We start from the raw sequence: 15,998 nt of genomic DNA, 5'->3' as shown, positions 1-15,998 counted from the left end.
CACTGACCTTCGCGCGGATCACTCGAAGCCCCGCCGTGGCAGCGTTCCTTCGGGGCTGCCGGGCTAGTTCGAGCGGTGGGTCATTCGGGCCAGGATTGGTTTCGATCACTTCGACGAAGTCGGTTCGGGTGAAGCCGGGTAGAAAGTGGGCCAGGACGTCGGCGTTGACGGTGCCGAACGTAGTCTCGGGGCGGTCGGCGAAACCGTGGGTGAACGCGGCGAGGATCTGTCGTTTGAAGTCGGGGCGCGGATGAGCAGTGGTCACGGCGCGGATGTCGGCGGGGTCCAGATCGCTGCTCGAGCAGCGGGCGGCGCACATTCCGGCTACCGGGAAAGATACTGCTCAGCAGTCTGATTGCAGCGACCGAGACCGGCGCGATTCCGGCTGGCGGGAACGACTGATTGGCGCCAGCGGTGGCGACAAGTTTGCCATGCGGCGCGAAAGTAGCCGATATGAAGACCACAACATTGGGAAGAAGCGGACTGCACGTCGAGGCATACCGGCACAGTCTGATGACCGTGCATGCCCTGCAGACATTCGCAGCCGAGCGGGACATCACCGTCAGTCAATTGGCGATCGCCTGGACACTGGCCAACCCCGCCGTTCATGCCGTTATCGTCGGTGCCCGGCACCCGAGTCACGTCACCGACAGCCTCGCCGCGGCGGAGGTCTCGCTCGGCGGTGCGGATCTCGATGAAATCGACAAGATCATGGCCAGTGCTACGCCGGTTGCCGGACCGTCCCCGGAGACGGTGTGATGACCTGTTCGGTGCGCACCGTCGCTGTACTGGGCACTGGCACGATGGGCGCACCGATCGCGCGGAAGCTGCTACGCGCCGGGTTCGACGTGCTGGTGTGGAACCGGACCCCGGTCGAGGCGGCGGGGTTGGTCGCCGCCGGAGCACACCAGGTCTCCAGCATCGCAGCCGCCGCCTCCGCCGCCGACGTGTTGATCACCACGCTCGCCGACGGCGCCGCCGTCGAACAGGTGATGACCCGGCCCGGCGGTGCACTGTCCGCTCTTGCTCCCGGAGCGATCTGGATCCAGATGAGCACTGTCGGGCTCGAATACTGCGCTCGTCTCGCCTACCTCGCCATCCGGAACAACATCCTGTTCATCGATGCCCCGGTAGTCGGCAGTTCCGGACCCGCCGGGGCTGGAGAGCTGCTCATCCCCGCCTCTGGCGTACGTCCGGTCCGGCCGCTGGTCGAGCCGATCTTCCGCGCTCTCGGCCAACGAACACTCTGGCTCGAACGTATCGGCGACGGCAGCAGGCTCGGCATCGCGCTCAGCAACTGGCTGAGTCTCATGGTCGAGGGAATGGCCGAAACCCTCACTCTCAGTGCGGCCTTCGGCATCGACCCACAGCAGTTGCTGAATGCCGTCGCCGGCGGGCCGTTGGCGTCGGAGTAGCGATCAGCAAAGGAACCTGTTGACCGGACCACGCGACGACACTCCGCGGCGAAGTAGCAGGTTGGGACCGTCTCCAAGACGCTTGCGCCGTCCATCAAGATGACGGCCATCCGAGCGCGTCGAAGACCGCCACGGGGTCGAGGTAATCGCGCCAGTGAGTGACCTTGCGATCGGTGATCGTGAGTACCGAGATGTACCGGTTGGTGTATGGGGCGCCGGTCGGAACGACTCGGCCTTCGGAGGCGTACTCGAGGACCACGACGCCGGTCTTGATGTCGTGATGGACCGCGAGGTCGTGACATCGGTCCAGGACGATCATGGTGCCGTAAGGGCGGTAGAGCTCGGCGATGGCCTTGCGGCCCTCGACGCGCCTTGGGTAGCCAGGAGTCGTGATGATGTAGTCGAAGATGACGTCCTCGGCCAGCAGGTCGAAGAAGTGCTCACCATCGGCAATGCCATCGAGGCCCTTCTCGATGATGCGAAAGAACGGGTCGAGCGCCTTGAAGTCGTCGAGGTCGGTGATCGTCGTCGTCATGATAGGCCCCGTCTATATCCACGCCTCGGCGTTTCGCCGGGCGAAGTCAGCGAACTTGATCGGCGGTGCCCCAGTAACCTTCTGGACGTTGTCGTTAGGCCGGGAGCCCATTCCGGAGGCGACGGTTTCTGTCAACATCTGCAGCATCTCGCCGTACTCGGCGGGCACGCCGGCCGCCACGCTGCCCTGGATCCACACGTCGCGGTCGATGTCGTTGTGCTTCATCGGCATTCCGGTAACGCTGGCGATGACGGGCCGATGGGTCGTTGCATCGTCCCAGTCGAAGTGGACATCGGCGCCGATGCGTGCGGCGGTACGGACGCTGAGACCGAGCTTCGCGAGTTTCGCGGCGAGCCGAGAGCCAGTCTTGCCTGTGCCCGCAAGCACGACGGTGCCGGAAGGAACGTTCGTCATATCTCGACTGTGCAGGGTCCATGGAAGCGAATCAATGTGCTTGACGCTTTATTCATTGTGTAGAACGCTCATATGGTGGATGTTCTGCAAGCTCATCTTGTGAGGGCTCGCGCCTCGGGCGGCGTCTTCGCGCGGTCGGTCGCACAACCTCCATGGGGCCTACGCCTACCTGGCACGATCCAGCTGGCCGTGCACGCGGTCATCCAGGGGCGTATGTGGTTATGGCTCGACGATCCGCGATCCGCGCTGGAGCTCGCGCCCGGTGACGTGGCGCTCGTCCGCGGCGGCCCCGATCACTTCGTAGCTCACAAGCCCAACGCCGCTTGCCTGCCGCCTGAGCAGTTCCAGGCACGCCACGCACATGACGAGCGCGCCTCGGCTCATGGCGCAAACGTGTTCCTCTGTGGGGCATACGTGCTCTCAGGGGACGTCGGCCGAGGGCTACTGGAAGCTCTTCCACCGATCCTGAGTCTGTCGGCCGCGGCGGATGACCCGCTGCACGACGTCATCGATCTGTTGTCATCCGAGCTCGCCGCCTCCGCGCCCGGTCAACAGACTGTGCTCGACCGACTTCTGGATGTCCTGCTGGTGCTCGCGATTCGCGCGTGTTTCCAGCGAAGCGAGTATGCGCCTCGCTGGTACCAGGCTTCGGCCGATCCGAGGCTCGGCCCAGCTTTGAGTGCAATGCATGCCGACGCCGCCCGCGCGTGGACGGTGCCAGAGCTGGCAGCTGTCAGCGGGCTGTCACGCGCTGCGTTCGCACGGATCTTTCAGCTCGCGCTCGGTCAGGCGCCAATGCAGTACCTGACCGAGTGGCGCATGACGCTGGCACGAGATCATCTGCGTGCCGGCGAGTTGACGCTCGCGCAGATCGGCGCACGCACCGGCTATGCCTCGCCCTACGCTTTCGCGGCGGCGTTCCGGCGCCACCACGGAGTTCCGCCTGGCCAGTGGCGTCAAAGGGAGATGACAAGCCCGTTGGCCGAGCAGGCGGCTGAGGACCGGATCCACGGCACTTGACTGTGCGCCACCCCTTCCAGCGACCAGTCGAATTTCCACCGGTCTTTGGAATGGCGGAGCGGCGACCCGACCTCGAGAAGCAGATCTCCGACGTCGTACAGGGATTGGCAGATGTCTCAGCAGATCTCCGGGAGATCTCCCGCGGAATTCATCCGGCGATCCTGTCGAAAGGCGGACTCGGCCCGGCGCTCAAAGCACTGGCCCGCCGCTCCACTGTCCCGATCGACCTCCACTTGGACCTACACCGTTCGGTGCCGGACTCCGTAGAAGTAGCCGCATATTACGTTGTGGCAGAGGCGCTCACCAATACCGCCAAACACGCACACGCATCCGAGGTGCAAGTGCATGTCACTACCGACAGCGGAAGTCTCCAGCTCAGGATTCGAGACGTCGGGTTCGTTGACGCGCAATTCTGAATCAGTTCAGAAATTGCCGTCCAAGGAGTGCAACCATGCGAATCAGAAACTACATCACAGCAGTATTGGTGGCGGGAGCCGCCGCAATAGCTATCGCCGCGGCGCCGACAGCCCAGGCCGATCCCGTTTTCGGCTCCGTCGGCAGCTACCACCAACGCGCCGACCGCCATTGGCGCCCATCCCGTCCGAGCCGGCCACGGCGGCGGCTTCCACGGCGGCCGGGATCCTGGCTGGGACCGTGGCCGGGGTCCCGGATGGGACCGCGGATGGGACTCGCCCTGGCCTGGGGCTGGTAGCAGTTGACGACAGTTGGCAATGAGGTCGGTCGATGAGCGACTGTGCGGGTTCGGCGTCGGCGCGGCCGCCAGCATCGCCGGCTGGCGGCGGGGTCCAGCCTGCGATGGCGTCGTCTCCGGGCGAATCGGCACGACAATCCGCGCGGATCAGCATCGCAGCGATCATGGTGCCGGTAGTGCTGACGCCCAGGGTGATATCGGTAGGGATGATGTTCAACGCCGAGGCGGGATGCCGAGGATGGTCCACTTCGCCGTCCGGGAAATGACGTAGTTCAGCTCGCAAACCGTTGGGTGCCAATGGGGTTCGCGGATGCCACCGAACTCGATACGGAACGCTATCGTCGGGTGAGTAAACCCGTAAATTGACCGCGAGGGGTGTCCGTGACGGTCGGATTTCCCGCGACCCCCTCGCGCTAGCCGAAATCTGGGATGAGCACTCCACCGATGCGCGCCTCCGACAGAAAGTCGACGAGCGTGACGGATAACCGTGTGCAGACCTCGATCAGCCCAGCCACCAGGGCTTGCGCCGGGTCCGAGCCGATTGCTTCGAGTCCTACCGGCGACGGCCGCAATCCCTCGATCCGGGATCGGCACAGGTATCTCCGTCCAGTATCATTGGACGGAATCCGTTGCGGCTGACCAACAGTCACGAGTACAGACCGACCATTCAGCTGCATCTCCCGCATGGCCAAGGCTCTGCTCACACTGCCAGTCATCGGTAATGATGAGGGCAGCACTCTAATCACGGCACCGTTCGTCGGCGTGGGCTCTAGGTTGGTCATTATCCGCACCTCTCGGTTCTATGGATGAAGTGATCGCCGGAGCACGGTTGACGGCGATATCACGTGTTGTGGGGCGTTGAATGCGAACGGCGACAACGGCGAGGCCTGCGATGAGTCCAGCGCATACACAAAACGTTGGGCAGGCAACCATTTCAGGGCTGCGTCGATCTGAAATCCATTCACACCTAGGACTTTCAGCATGGCGCTACCCAGGGGCTGTTGTCGTCAGTGCCTGTATCAATCGAGGCTCCCGGCCCGTACCACCCCTCTGATAGCAGCTACCTGCAATCGCCACGGAGCCACTTGCGGTCGGGCGCCATGGTTGAACTCACGCTCGAAACCGATCAGCCCGGATGCCGTCCACAACGTGGGAAAGCGCTGGTCAACCAGCGATATATCGTGGACACCGATGGCTACGCGAAGCTTATGAGATGTCTCGTGGTGACGGAAATCGGTTGCGGCGAAATAGAACTGAGGCGCGGGCATAGGGCTTCGCTTTCGAGCCTGTCCGCCGATTCTCCCAATCTCGTTTGACCGCGCTGTCGAATCGTTCGCCCGGCGTCAGGCCGATTGGCTGTGAACCGCTGGACTCAACTCAGCCTGACACGCAGGGATCGTTCTACGTTGACTTCGTTGATGACATGGATATGCTGGCGCGGCACTGTACGCGGATCCTCCGCGAGATCTGCTTGACCGTGGTGCGCAAGTTTGCCTGCTGTAGCGGGCAACGTTTGTCTATGTGTCACTCCTGGTGGTGCGGGGGCTAATGACGTCGTGCCGAAACGTACGCGCATTGCCCGCCCCGACGGGTGAGAGTTTCTCGCTGTCCCCACATCGGGTCGCTGTGTGACCCGATCCGTAGTCGATGACTCAGCGTGTCGTAGCCCCAGAGTGAGGGCTGCGCCTCTGAACCGTTTCCAGGACAACAGAACTGAGGTAGATAGAGTTGAACCTGCATTTCCGTCAAGCCCTGGGTGGGCGACGTCTCGCCGCCGCAGTGAGGTCAGCGAGCAGGATGCTGGCTGCGGCCGCGACGACCCTGTTGGTGCTCATGACAGTTATCGCGGTTACCGCCAGCGGCCCCGCCGCCGCGGCGCCCGCAACGAATATGCTTTTCATCGCGCAGAATGGCAACGGCACGGCGGTTTCACTGCCGCTGACCGGCGGCACGCCCACCACTCTGACCCAGGGCCTGGACCATCCTTATGGATTGGCGCTCTCCGGTAATACCCTCTATATCGCCGTGCCAGGCAACGACACGATCGTTTCGGTGCCGACCTCCGGCGGCACCCCCACCACCATTGCCACTCTGCCCGGCACCAGCCCATTCGATATTGCCGTGTCCGGCAACACCCTCTACGTCACCGAGAGCATCGGTAACGTGGTTTCGTTGCCGGTGACCGGCGGCCCGCCGACCATCCTGGCTACCGGCTTGCCGAATCCGCAGGGTATCGCCGTGTCCGGCAACACCCTCTTCATCGCCGAAAACACTGCCGCCGGTGCGGTGGTCTCGTTGCCGGTGACCGGTGGCACGCCCACAACCGTGGTCTCCCTGCCCAACCCCACCGCGGTCGCCGTGTCCGGCAACACCCTCTTTGTCACCGAAAGCGGCGGACCCGTGGTTTCGGCGCCAACGACCGGCGGCATACCCACCACCCTGGCCACCCTGAACCTCGGCCAAGATATCGCCGTGTCGGACACCACGCTGTACATCACAGTAAGTACCGGCGAGGTGGTTTCGCTGCCGACGACCGGCGGCACGCCCACTGTCGTCGCCAGCGGTCTGAGCAACCCTGCCGGTATCGCGGTGGGACCGGGGTCCAGCGGATGCTCGGGTTCGATCTGCCTGCCCACCGGTTCCAGCGGGTAGCTCTACTGCCCACGTACGTCGGTGACGGCGTGGCGAGCTGACATGACGAAGACCTCCGAGTGAAGTGCGAGCTGTCTGGGCACGCACTCACCTGTCGGAGGTCTTCGTGTCTCACCGTAGTGCCCCGTTGTTGGAATGGATTGTGGCCGAGTTGGATTCGTTGATATCGCGTATCGGGTCCCGGTTCACGCGTGCCGAGCCTCGGGCTCGTGGGGCGAAACCCCTTCCGACCTGTGTTGAGCCCGGCGGTGAAGGAGCGATGGGTCGCCGCGATCCCAGGGCTGGCCGTTCTCGATGGTGTCGGGTCCTCGGAGACCGGCACGCAGTTGCACCACGTGTCGGCGGCCGGATTCGTATCGACCGGCACATTCACCGCGGGCATGGATACCGCGGTAGTCGCGGAGGATTTCGGTTCGGTCCTCGAGGCAGGCCACGACGGTATCGGTTGGCTCGCACAACGCCGCTTCACGCCGCTCGGCTACAAGGGGGACGAGGCCAAGACCGCGGCGACCTTCCCGATCATCGATGGTGTGCGGTTCGTGCTACCCGGCGACCGTGCGCGCCGCTTGGCCAACGGGTCCATCGAATTGCTGGGGCGCGACTCCGTCACGATCAACTCGGGCGGCGAGAAGATCTTCGTCGAGGAAGTCGAAATGGCGATCTCGTCGCATCCGGCCGTCGCCGATGTGGTGGTGGCGGGCCGTCCGAGTGAGCGGTGGGGCCAAGAGGAGGTCGCGGTGGTCGCGCTGGCCGACGGACATACGGCCGATGCCGCGGAATTGATCGCGCATGCCGCGGCATCCATCGCGCGGTACAAGCTGCCGAAAATGGTCGTGTTCCGGCCCGCGATCAGTCGTAGCCCGGTGGGCAAGGCCGACTATCGGTGGGCTCGCGAACAAGCCATCGGCGATGGCTGACTCGTCGGCGCTGGGTGGCACGGATGTGCTTGCGTCCGAACGCATCGCGGGCGTTGTTCGCAATCGCGTGCCGCACCGCGAGCACATAGTCGCCGCGGTTGTGCAAGTAGGCGGCGGTCGTCCCGCCTATCTCTGGGCGATCACCGAGCACGCCGACGTCATGGCGGTCGAACGGGCCAACCGGGCCTTCACGAACTGGCCTCGCCCGGTGCTGACGACCGCGGCCGGGATGAGCTGCAGGCGGCCAGCGGGGTTCGCACCCTGATTCATTTGGATGAGCCGGAGCATCGTGTCGTGGTGCGATCGCCGCGGATTGGTTCAGCCCGAAAGCCGCCAACGCGCGCTTCGACGGGGAGCCGCTGTCGGATGTCGACACCATGTCGTACTACGTCATCATCGCGACGGCCGGACACGATACGACCAGCAGCAGTATCGCCGGGGACTGCGCGCGTTGATCGAACATCCCGACCAGCGCGAGCGGCTGCGCGGTGACCTGGACCGTCTGGCAGTGGCCGCCGTTGTGGTGAGCACTGTGCTGTAGTACCGTCCAGACAGGTGTCCATTTCTTGTAGGGGGACGCAACGACATGGCGGGCGAGCCCATTCGAAAAGGCGGTAACGGTATGGTCCAGGCAGATTCGGATGTGTTGTCGGTATCGGAGCTGTTCGATCTCGCTGGTACTGCGCGCGGCTTCATGCCCGAAGGCGAGGGGCGGGCACTGTACGAAGCGGCCCTGCATTTTTCGGGCGGCGGAGCGGTAGTCGAGATCGGTACGTACTGCGGTAAGTCCGCGGTGCTGCTGGGCGCGGCAGCACGTGAGCGAAATTCGACCGTCTTCACCATCGATCACCATCACGGTTCGGAAGAACATCAGCCCGGCTGGGAGTATCACGATGATTCGCTCATCGATCCGGTGACGGGACGGTTCGACACGGTGACGGCCTTCCGCAGGACCATCGTGCGGGCGGGTCTGTCCGACACGGTGATCGGGATCGTGGGGGAGTCGGCGCGCGTGGCGCGGATGTGGCGCACGCCGATCGAGTTCTTGTTCATCGACGGCGGGCATTCCGAACCAGCCACGCATCGTGACTTCGAGGGCTGGGCCGGCTGGGTCGCGATCGGCTCGGCCCTTGCCATCCATGATGTGTTTCCCGACCCCCGGGACGGGGGTCGGGCACCGTTTCAGATCTACCAGCGAGCTTTGGAGAGTGGAGAATTCCGGGACGTCTGGGCGACGGGTTCGCTGCGGATACTCGAGCGGGTCGCGGGCACGGTCGGTCGAATACCGGCGCGCGGCTGAGCAGTCGCCGCGAGATCGCGGAATATGCCGTTGGCGGGGGTGGTTCGGGAGAGTGCGTCGGCGGCCAAGATCACGGCGGCGCCGGTCCAGGTGGTGCGCTCCTCGGGCCAGCGTTTGCCATCGGAGAAGACGAGGCCGGTCCAATAGGATCCGTCGGATTCGCGCAGATGCTGCATTGCCGCCAGGAGGCGGCGGGCGTGCTCGTGATCGTCCAGAGCGTCCAAGGCCAGTACCAGCTCGCACGTTTCGGCGCCGGTGACCCAGGGTTGATCTGCGACGCAGCGGATTCCGATGCTGCCGACGACAAAATCAGCCCAGCGATCGGCGATTCGGGTCGCGGCGGCAGCGCCGCGAACCGCCCCGCCGAGAACCGGGTAGTACCAGTCCATGGAATACCGGTTCTTGTCGGCGAAGACTTCGGGGTGTTGCGCAATGGCGTGGCCCAGACGTGTTCTCGCGGTTTCCCATGCCGGTTGTGCAATGCCCAATCCCTCGGCAAGGGCCAGCGCACAGCCGATGCTGTGAAACATACTCGAGCAGCCCGTGAGCAATGCCTCGGTCATTACGCCGTCATCGTCACGCAACCAGAAGATCTCGCCCTGACGACCGCGCTGCATGCTGATCGTGAAGTCGATCGCGGCCGAGATCATCGGCCACATCAGCCGCGCGAAGGCAAGGTCATCGGTGCTGCGCACGTAGTGCCAGATACCGGTGGCGATGTAGGCGCAGAAGTTGGTGTCGGTGGCTTGATCTTCGATCGTGTCGCCGCGAAACTGCCTGGGCCACGAGCCATCTGGTCGTTGGGTCTGTGCTGACCAGGTGTAGGCGCTCCGGGCCTCGTCGAGCAGGCCGGCGGCGGTGAGCGCCATCGCGCATTCGATGTGGTCCCACGGATCGGTGTGTCCACCGGGGAACCAGGGAATGGCACCTGAGCTCTGTTGCGCGTCCGCGATGGATCGGGCGGTCTGCAACGTCTGGCGAGTGGTGATCACGCCGGGGACCGCGGGTAGGTCAGAGCTGGGCAAATCGCACCGCCGGCTTCACGAAGTACAGCGCGACACTCTTGCCCATCAACGGGTTGAGTACCGCGTCCGCGACGCGGGTGAGCCGGGGTTTGCTCATCATGTCCCACACCAGCAGCCGGTGGTATGCGCGAACCAGGAAGTGATCCGACTTCGACACGCCCACCAGGCATTTCAGCCACCAGTAAGGTGCGTGCAGGGCATGGACGTGGTTGCTGTCGAGGTAACGCACCCCTCGGGTGCAGACCTGTGTGCGTAGCTCGCTCGCCCGGTAGATGCGCACATGGCCGCCTTCGTTGCTGTGATACTCCTGCGAGAGCAGCCAGCACACGCGCTCCGGGAGCCAGCGTGGCACTGTCACGACCAGCCGGCCGCCGGGTTTGAGCACGCGCACGAGTTCGGCGATGGCTCGGGCGTCGGCGGGGATGTGCTCGAGCACCTCCGAGGCGATCACGCAATCGAACTCGTCGTCAGGGAAAGGCAGGTCGAGGGCGTCGCCCGCGGTCACGGTGGCGGTCGCGAATTGTGGGGCCTCGCCCGCGGCGGCCATCGCCTGGAACATCGTCTCGACCCCGGCGAGTTCGGTGACATCCTGATCGAAGGCGACGATATCGGCGCCGCGGCGATATGCCTCGAACGAATGTCTGCCCGCCCCGCATCCGATATCGATGACCCGGGTGGCAGGCCCGATCCCGAGCCGATCGAAATCGACTGTCAGCATGTGAAATCTCCTGTTTCTGCTCGGTCCGTGTGATTGGACTCAGTGGCATGTCGAGCAATGGCCTGCTCGTACACGCGGGTGGTTTGCACGGCCACCGATTCCCAGCTGAACCGCTCGAGGGCACGTTCGCGCCCGGCCCGGCCCATCCGTCGCCTGCGGTCCGGCGCGTCGAGCAGGGTGCCGATCACTCGGGTGAGTTCGGCTTCGTCACCAGGGTCGATCAGGTTGGCGCACAGCCCTGGCGGGCCGACAACTTCGGGCAGGGCTCCGGCGCGGCTGACCACGAGCGGAGTGCCGCTCGCCATGGCTTCGACCGCGGGCAGTGAAAACCCTTCGTAGAGTGAAGGGATACAGGCGATCTCGGCCGAACGGAGCAGTGCGGCGAGGGCCGTGTCGGACAGGCCGCTGCCGACGACGACGATGTCGGTCAGACCGAGTTCGGCGATCAATTTCGCGGTCGGGCCGTTGGGTTCCAGCGAGGCGACCAGCTGTAGCTCTATCTCGTGGTCGACGCGCAGGCGGGCGACGGCGTGCAGGAGGTGGGATATACCTTTGAGCGGTTTGTCCGCGCTGGCCACCGCCACGATGCGCCCCGGCACCCGAGGGCCGTCACCGGGCTGGAACAGGCTGGTGTCCACACCGAGCGGCACCACCTGCAAGGCCTCGGGGACAACCCCGAAGTCGTCGACGATGTCGGCGGCCGAGGACGAGGACACGGTTACCAGATCGGGGATCTGGCCTGCGACCTTCTGTTGCATGCCCAGGAAGCCGTACCATCTGCGTACCAGCGGTTTTCGGCGCCATATTGCGGCTGCCAGGTCCACCTCGCGATCGCGGGTGATCGGGTGGTGGATGGTCGCCACTACCGGCAGATCGCGGGCAATGTCGAGCAACCCGTAGCCCAAGCTCTGATTGTCGTGTACCACATCGAAGTCCGCTATCCGGCTCCGTAGCAACCGGGCTGCCCGCAGGCTGAATGTCCTGGGTTCAGGGAAGCCTGCTGTCCACATCGTGGCCAGCTCCAGCAGGTCGATGTGGTCGCGGATCTCACTGGGCCGGGGTGTGCGGAAGGGGTCGGATTCCCGGTACAGGTCCAGGCTCGGCACCTCGGTGAGGCGCACGCGCGGATCGAGTTCCTCGGGATAGGGCTGACCGGAGAACACTTCGACGTGATGGCCGAGATCGGCCAGCCCAGCACTGAGCCGACGGACATAGACCCCCTGTCCACCACAGTGGGTTTTGCTGCGGTAGGACAACAGGGCGACGCGCACGGTGGCTTCCTTCGTCGATCTTCGAGCGGGCATTCGATGTCGGCCACGTCATCGCTCTACGGCGCGGGCATAAGGCTGTACACCTGTCTGGACAGTACTATGGACGTATGGGCCGGGCAACCGTGCGGTCACACAGCGATGCTGCAACGACGCGAGTTGCGTCGCGGAGTGTCCGGTTGACTGCATCCGGCCGCGACCCGAAGATCCCGATTTCGCGAATGCCGAGATGCTGCATATCGATCCCGATACCTGCATCGACTGCGGCGCCTGCATGGATGCCTGTCCCGTGGACGCGATCTACGGTGCGGACGACCTGCCGGTGAACCTGTTGCGGTACACCGAGATCAATGCCGCCTATTTCCAGCACCATCCGCTCGAAACCGATATCGCCGCCAGCGCCGCGCCCGCCCGACTCCCGCGCGAGGCAGGCCGGTTGCGTGTCGCGATCGTCGGTACCGGGCCCGCGGCGTGCTACGCCGCTGAGCACCTGCTCGGCCGTGGCGATGTGGAGATAGAGATGTTCGACCGACTACCGACGCCATGGGGGCTGGCTCGGTACGGAGTCGCGCCCGACCATCCCGAGACGCGCGGCGTCACCGCCATGTTCGCATCGACGTTCAAACGCGACTCGATCCGATTCCATCTCAATGTCGAAATTGGGCAAGATATTTCGCATGGCGAACTACTCGAGCACTGCCACGCGGTGATCTACGCGGTCGGCGCATCCGCTGATGGCCAACTGCGCATACCCGGTGAGGACCTGCCAGGCAGCCATTCGGCCACCGAATTCGTGGCCTGGTACAACGGGCACCCGGATTACGCCGACCACAGCTTCGATCTGTCCGGCGAGCGGGCGGTCATTGTCGGCAACGGCAATGTGGCGCTGGACGTCGCGCGGGTGCTGACCGCTGATCCCCAGCATCTCGCGCGTACCGATATCGCCGATCACGCGGTGGAAGCGTTGCGGCACAGCAAGATCCGCGAAGTCCTGCTGCTGGGCAGACGTGGCCTTCGTCAAGCCGCCTACACCGGCCCGGAATTCCTCGCGCTCGGGCAACTGCCCGATACCGATATCGTCATCGATCCCGCCGATATCGATGACGACGTGGCCGCCGCACTGTCGGATCCGGTCACCGATCCGACGACCCGCCTCAAGCTGACCCTGGCGCACGAGTACAGCGCGCGCGGTGCCACCGGCGCGCCCCGGCGCGTCGACTTCAGGTTCCGTGTCACTCCTGTCGCGCTTGACGGTGGGGGACGAGTCGAGTCACTCCAGGTCGCACACAACGAGATTCATAACACCCAACAGGGGCCGGTGGCGGTGGCGACCGAGCGCATCGAAACCATCGAGACCTCCTTGGTGCTGCGTGCCGTCGGCTACCGCGGCGTGCAGGTACCCGGTGTACCGTTCGATCCCGGCGCGGGCATCATCCCCAACGATGGCGGCCGCGTGCAGGACTGCGCAGGCACCGTGCTGCCCGGTGTCTATGTCGCCGGGTGGATCAAGCGTGGGGCGCGCGGTGTGATCGGTACCAACCGCGGTGACGCGGAGCAGACCGTTGCCGGGATTGTCGAGGACTTCGCTGCCGGGCGCCTGGCCTCCCCCGGGCGCGACCGTGAAGATTTACTGGCACTCCTGTCAAGCCGCTGCCCGAATCTCGTGGACCGGTCCGGATGGGCGCTGATCGACGCCGCCGAACGCGCCAACGGCGCCGCGGCGGGCCGTCCCCGCATCAAGTTCACCCGGGTCCAGGACATGGTCGACACCGCACGTGCTCGATAGCGAAGTGCGGGCCGGGCTGGAAACAACCCGGCCCCGCATATCGGACGCCGATCGACAGTTGCAGATCAGTTCTTCGCCGATGACAGGATCAGCACCGGGATCTCACGCTCGGTCCAGGATTGGTAGGTGTCGAAATCGGCATAACGATCCGTCAGTAGCGGCCAGAGTCGTTGTCGTTCGGTACTTGTCGCGACCCGGGCGAGCACCGCGCGGCGGTTCGCGCCGCCGCGGGGGAGTCGAGGTTCGCCGGCCGTCTCATCGGCATGGGGATCTACTTCCTCGGGTCAGAGCGCGGTCAGGTCGGCGAGTTTCGCCGAGAGCCGGTCGAGGTAATGCAGCACCTCGGCCTCGGTGCGGTCGGGTAGCCCGTACAGCACGTCGGTTACCCCGGCACCGGCCCATTGCGTCAACTTGGCCGAGTCGGGTTTGAAATCCAGTGCGACCACGCGTGGTTGGGCACTGCGCCCGGCATCGGCCCAGATCTTGTGCAGCAGTCCCAGTCGCGCCGTGATATCGGTTTCGGTCGGTGTGGTGATCCAGCCGTCTCCATTGCGCGCGATCCACTCGAAGGTGCGCTCGGTGCCCGCCGCACCGATGAGTACCGGGATGTGGCGCTGGACAGGTTTGGGCCACGCCCAACTCGGTCCGAACGACACGTGATCGCCGTGATAGCTTGCCTCCTCCTCGGTCCACAGTGCCCGCATCGCTTCGATGTACTCGCGCAGCACCGTGCGCCGCTTGTTCGGAGGCACCCCGTGGTCGGTGAGTTCGTCGGTGTTCCAACCGAATCCGGCTCCGAGTGTCACCCTTCCGTCGGAGAGATGGTCCAGCGTAGCGACCGTTTTGGCCAAGGTGATGGGGTCATGCTCGACGGGCAGTGCTACGGCGGTGGATAGTTCGATCCGCTCGGTGACCGCCGCCGCCATGGCCAATGACACCCAAGGATCGAGCGTCCGGGTGTAGCGGTCGTCGGGCAGCGAAGCATCGCCGGTCGACGGGTGGGCTGCTTCCCGCTTGATGGGGATGTGGGTGTGCTCGGGCACGAAGAACGAGGCGAAGCCGCGCTCTTCGGCTGCCCGAGCGGCCAGCGCGGGCCGGATGCCGCGGTCGCTGGTGAACAGGACGATCCCGAACCGCATCAGTGTCAACTCTTTTCGTGCTGTTCGACAGCGGTGCCGACGGTATTGTCCAGGCGGGTGCCCGCCGGCCAGCCCGCGTAGTGGCAAAGGAACAGTGCCACTTCGCGTAGCTGTGCTTCGTCGAGTTCACCATTGCGCAGGGCAGCGCCGACCTGGATCTCGGCGACATCGAACAGCCCCTGGACGGTGAGCGCACCGAGCAGCAGCAGCCGTCGGTCGCGCACTGTGAGTGCCGGTCGTGACCAGATGTCGGCGAAGAGGTGATCGGCGGTGACGGCGAAGTGTTCGCCGGGTCCGTCGGCGAAGTCCCAGCCGTAGACCTCGCTCATTTTGGCCAGTCCACGTAGGCGAGTTTCGCCGGCGGAGTCGGTGTTGCCGGTGGTAATCATGATGCTTCCTTTCGTGTGGCATAACGTGGTTCATGACCGGATGATCTGGCCACCGTCGACATTGAGGATCTGGCCGGTCACCCAGTTCGCCTCATCGGACAGCAGATATAGGCAGGCGCCGACCAGATCCTCCGGTGTACCCATGCGCTCGATGGGAATCCGGGAGACCGCACGGGTCATGTTCAGTGCGCCGTCGAGGTTCACACTCATGAACTTCTTGTAGTAGTCCCATGGCACCGTGAGCAGCAGGTCGAGTTTCATGTCGCCGTAGCTGGCGGCGTTGTTGACGAGGTGGTTGATCGCGCCGAACTCCGCAACCGTGAATTCGGCCAGCTGCGTGGCGGATTCGGGTCGGCGACATCGACGCGGTGGTAGACGGCGGTGCCACCGTCGGCGAGGATCTGCTTGGCCACCTGCTCACCGCGTTCGGCGTTGAGATCGGCGACGACCACCTTCGCGCCTTCGGCGGGGACGAGTCCATTCATATGCAAGCTCCCGATACATGTCTGGACAGGTGTTCGGAATATAGTTCGGGTTCACGCGCGAATGCAAGACATGGTTTGCGATGGGCGATTCGGGAAGTCGCACAACGTGTTCAGTTCGCCTGCTCGGGGGCGAGATTCAAAACTAGACATTGTGGCGAGCCGATGTCGGTGCTACTGTCCAGACACATGTCCAGTTGTGCGTCTTTGCGAACCGGCTCCTGCG

12 protein-coding genes and 7 pseudogenes are annotated in these 15,998 nt (G+C 64.6%); 9 read left to right on the top strand and 10 right to left on the bottom strand.

The window, feature by feature from the left end; genetic code table 11:
• Positions 1–85: 85 nt before the first annotated feature.
• Positions 86–292, bottom strand: a pseudogene (locus tag OG874_RS16190) (diguanylate cyclase); the annotation flags it as partial.
• A gap of 161 nt (positions 293–453) precedes the next feature.
• On the opposite strand from OG874_RS16190, the gene OG874_RS16185 reads away from it, so the two are divergent.
• Together OG874_RS16185 and OG874_RS16180 are read left to right on the top strand one after the other, a co-directional pair.
• Entirely contained in the window at positions 454–759 is a 306-nt protein-coding gene (locus OG874_RS16185) for an aldo/keto reductase (RefSeq protein WP_330255959.1), read from the top strand.
• Positions 759–1,415, top strand: a complete 657-nt coding sequence (locus OG874_RS16180; RefSeq protein ID WP_330255958.1) for an NAD(P)-dependent oxidoreductase — start codon at positions 759–761, stop codon at positions 1,413–1,415. The genes OG874_RS16185 and OG874_RS16180 overlap by 1 nt, the downstream gene beginning before the upstream one ends.
• A 94-nt stretch (positions 1,416–1,509) precedes the next feature.
• Here the strand turns inward: OG874_RS16180 and OG874_RS16175 are convergent, their stop codons facing one another.
• Complete coding sequence (locus tag OG874_RS16175; RefSeq protein WP_330255957.1) at positions 1,510–1,950, bottom strand: nuclear transport factor 2 family protein; 441 nt, start codon at positions 1,948–1,950, stop codon at positions 1,510–1,512.
• Positions 1,951–1,962: 12 nt separating this feature from the next.
• Complete coding sequence (locus tag OG874_RS16170) at positions 1,963–2,364, bottom strand: hypothetical protein (protein WP_330255956.1); 402 nt, start codon at positions 2,362–2,364, stop codon at positions 1,963–1,965.
• Between the two features lie 72 nt (positions 2,365–2,436).
• Between OG874_RS16170 and OG874_RS16165 the strand changes: the two genes are divergently transcribed.
• From OG874_RS16165 to OG874_RS16140, 6 genes and pseudogenes are all read left to right on the top strand, one after another.
• Entirely contained in the window at positions 2,437–3,384 is a 948-nt protein-coding gene (locus OG874_RS16165) for an AraC family transcriptional regulator (RefSeq protein ID WP_330255955.1), read from the top strand.
• A 68-nt stretch (positions 3,385–3,452) separates the two neighbouring features.
• Positions 3,453–3,779: pseudogene (locus OG874_RS16160) on the top strand (sensor histidine kinase); the annotation flags it as partial.
• 2,114 nt (positions 3,780–5,893) lie between these two features.
• Positions 5,894–6,748: a hypothetical protein gene (locus OG874_RS16155; RefSeq protein WP_330255954.1), complete on the top strand. Its 855-nt coding sequence runs from the start codon at positions 5,894–5,896 to the stop codon at positions 6,746–6,748.
• Between the two features lie 233 nt (positions 6,749–6,981).
• Positions 6,982–7,665: pseudogene (locus tag OG874_RS16150) on the top strand (AMP-binding enzyme); the annotation flags it as partial.
• Positions 7,666–7,765: 100 nt separating this feature from the next.
• Positions 7,766–8,179: pseudogene (locus OG874_RS16145) on the top strand (cytochrome P450); the annotation flags it as partial.
• Positions 8,180–8,287: 108 nt separating this feature from the next.
• On the top strand, positions 8,288–8,965 hold the full coding sequence (locus OG874_RS16140) for a class I SAM-dependent methyltransferase (RefSeq protein WP_330255953.1): 678 nt from the start codon (positions 8,288–8,290) through the stop codon (positions 8,963–8,965).
• On the opposite strand, the gene OG874_RS16135 is transcribed toward OG874_RS16140, so the two are convergent.
• Genes OG874_RS16135 through OG874_RS16125 form a run of 3 tightly spaced genes read right to left on the bottom strand, consistent with a single transcriptional unit; the run spans position 8,854 to position 11,979 of the window.
• Positions 8,854–9,990 carry a prenyltransferase gene (locus tag OG874_RS16135; RefSeq protein ID WP_442943351.1) on the bottom strand — a complete coding sequence of 379 codons (1,137 nt, stop codon included), beginning with the start codon at positions 9,988–9,990 and terminating at the stop codon, positions 8,854–8,856. The two genes, OG874_RS16140 and OG874_RS16135, sit on opposite strands and share 112 nt — an antisense overlap.
• Positions 9,977–10,708, bottom strand: a complete 732-nt coding sequence (locus tag OG874_RS16130; RefSeq protein WP_330255952.1) for a class I SAM-dependent methyltransferase — start codon at positions 10,706–10,708, stop codon at positions 9,977–9,979. The genes OG874_RS16135 and OG874_RS16130 overlap by 14 nt, the downstream gene beginning before the upstream one ends.
• Positions 10,702–11,979 (bottom strand): glycosyltransferase family 4 protein, encoded by a 1,278-nt coding sequence (locus OG874_RS16125; RefSeq protein WP_330255951.1) that lies wholly within the window; start codon positions 11,977–11,979, stop codon positions 10,702–10,704. The genes OG874_RS16130 and OG874_RS16125 overlap by 7 nt, the downstream gene beginning before the upstream one ends.
• A gap of 127 nt (positions 11,980–12,106) precedes the next feature.
• On the opposite strand from OG874_RS16125, the pseudogene OG874_RS16120 reads away from it, so the two are divergent.
• Positions 12,107–13,762: pseudogene (locus tag OG874_RS16120) on the top strand (4Fe-4S binding protein); the annotation flags it as partial.
• 65 nt (positions 13,763–13,827) lie between these two features.
• Here OG874_RS16120 and OG874_RS16115 read toward each other — a convergent pair.
• From OG874_RS16115 to OG874_RS16100, 4 genes and pseudogenes are all read right to left on the bottom strand, one after another.
• A pseudogene (locus OG874_RS16115) lies at positions 13,828–13,986 on the bottom strand (nitroreductase/quinone reductase family protein); the annotation flags it as partial.
• A gap of 60 nt (positions 13,987–14,046) precedes the next feature.
• Positions 14,047–14,901 (bottom strand): LLM class F420-dependent oxidoreductase, encoded by an 855-nt coding sequence (locus OG874_RS16110; RefSeq protein WP_330255950.1) that lies wholly within the window; start codon positions 14,899–14,901, stop codon positions 14,047–14,049.
• Positions 14,902–14,906: 5 nt separating this feature from the next.
• On the bottom strand, positions 14,907–15,290 hold the full coding sequence (locus tag OG874_RS16105; protein ID WP_330255949.1) for a carboxymuconolactone decarboxylase family protein: 384 nt from the start codon (positions 15,288–15,290) through the stop codon (positions 14,907–14,909).
• 30 nt (positions 15,291–15,320) lie between these two features.
• Positions 15,321–15,775 (bottom strand): annotated as a pseudogene (locus tag OG874_RS16100) (SDR family oxidoreductase).
• Between the last annotated feature and the right edge of the window lie 223 nt (positions 15,776–15,998).

Source organism: Nocardia sp. NBC_00565 (assembly GCF_036345915.1).
In the GTDB taxonomy this organism is placed as follows: Bacteria; Actinomycetota; Actinomycetes; order Mycobacteriales; family Mycobacteriaceae; genus Nocardia.
Note: the sequence above shows the minus strand (reverse complement) of the source record. Positions and strands in the feature narration are given on the sequence as shown.

Bases quoted from the DNA above. Each gene is read 5' to 3' on its own strand.
- OG874_RS16185 (WP_330255959.1), top strand. From the start codon at position 454: ATGAAGACCACAACATTGGGAAGAAGCGGACTGCACGTCGAGGCATAC.
- OG874_RS16180 (WP_330255958.1), top strand. From the start codon at position 759: ATGACCTGTTCGGTGCGCACCGTCGCTGTACTGGGCACTGGCACGATG.
- OG874_RS16175 (WP_330255957.1), bottom strand. From the start codon at position 1,950: ATGACGACGACGATCACCGACCTCGACGACTTCAAGGCGCTCGACCCG.
- OG874_RS16170 (WP_330255956.1), bottom strand. From the start codon at position 2,364: ATGACGAACGTTCCTTCCGGCACCGTCGTGCTTGCGGGCACAGGCAAG.
- OG874_RS16165 (WP_330255955.1), top strand. From the start codon at position 2,437: ATGGTGGATGTTCTGCAAGCTCATCTTGTGAGGGCTCGCGCCTCGGGC.
- OG874_RS16155 (WP_330255954.1), top strand. From the start codon at position 5,894: ATGCTGGCTGCGGCCGCGACGACCCTGTTGGTGCTCATGACAGTTATC.
- OG874_RS16140 (WP_330255953.1), top strand. From the start codon at position 8,288: ATGGTCCAGGCAGATTCGGATGTGTTGTCGGTATCGGAGCTGTTCGAT.
- OG874_RS16130 (WP_330255952.1), bottom strand. From the start codon at position 10,708: ATGCTGACAGTCGATTTCGATCGGCTCGGGATCGGGCCTGCCACCCGG.
- OG874_RS16110 (WP_330255950.1), bottom strand. From the start codon at position 14,901: ATGCGGTTCGGGATCGTCCTGTTCACCAGCGACCGCGGCATCCGGCCC.
- OG874_RS16105 (WP_330255949.1), bottom strand. From the start codon at position 15,290: ATGATTACCACCGGCAACACCGACTCCGCCGGCGAAACTCGCCTACGT.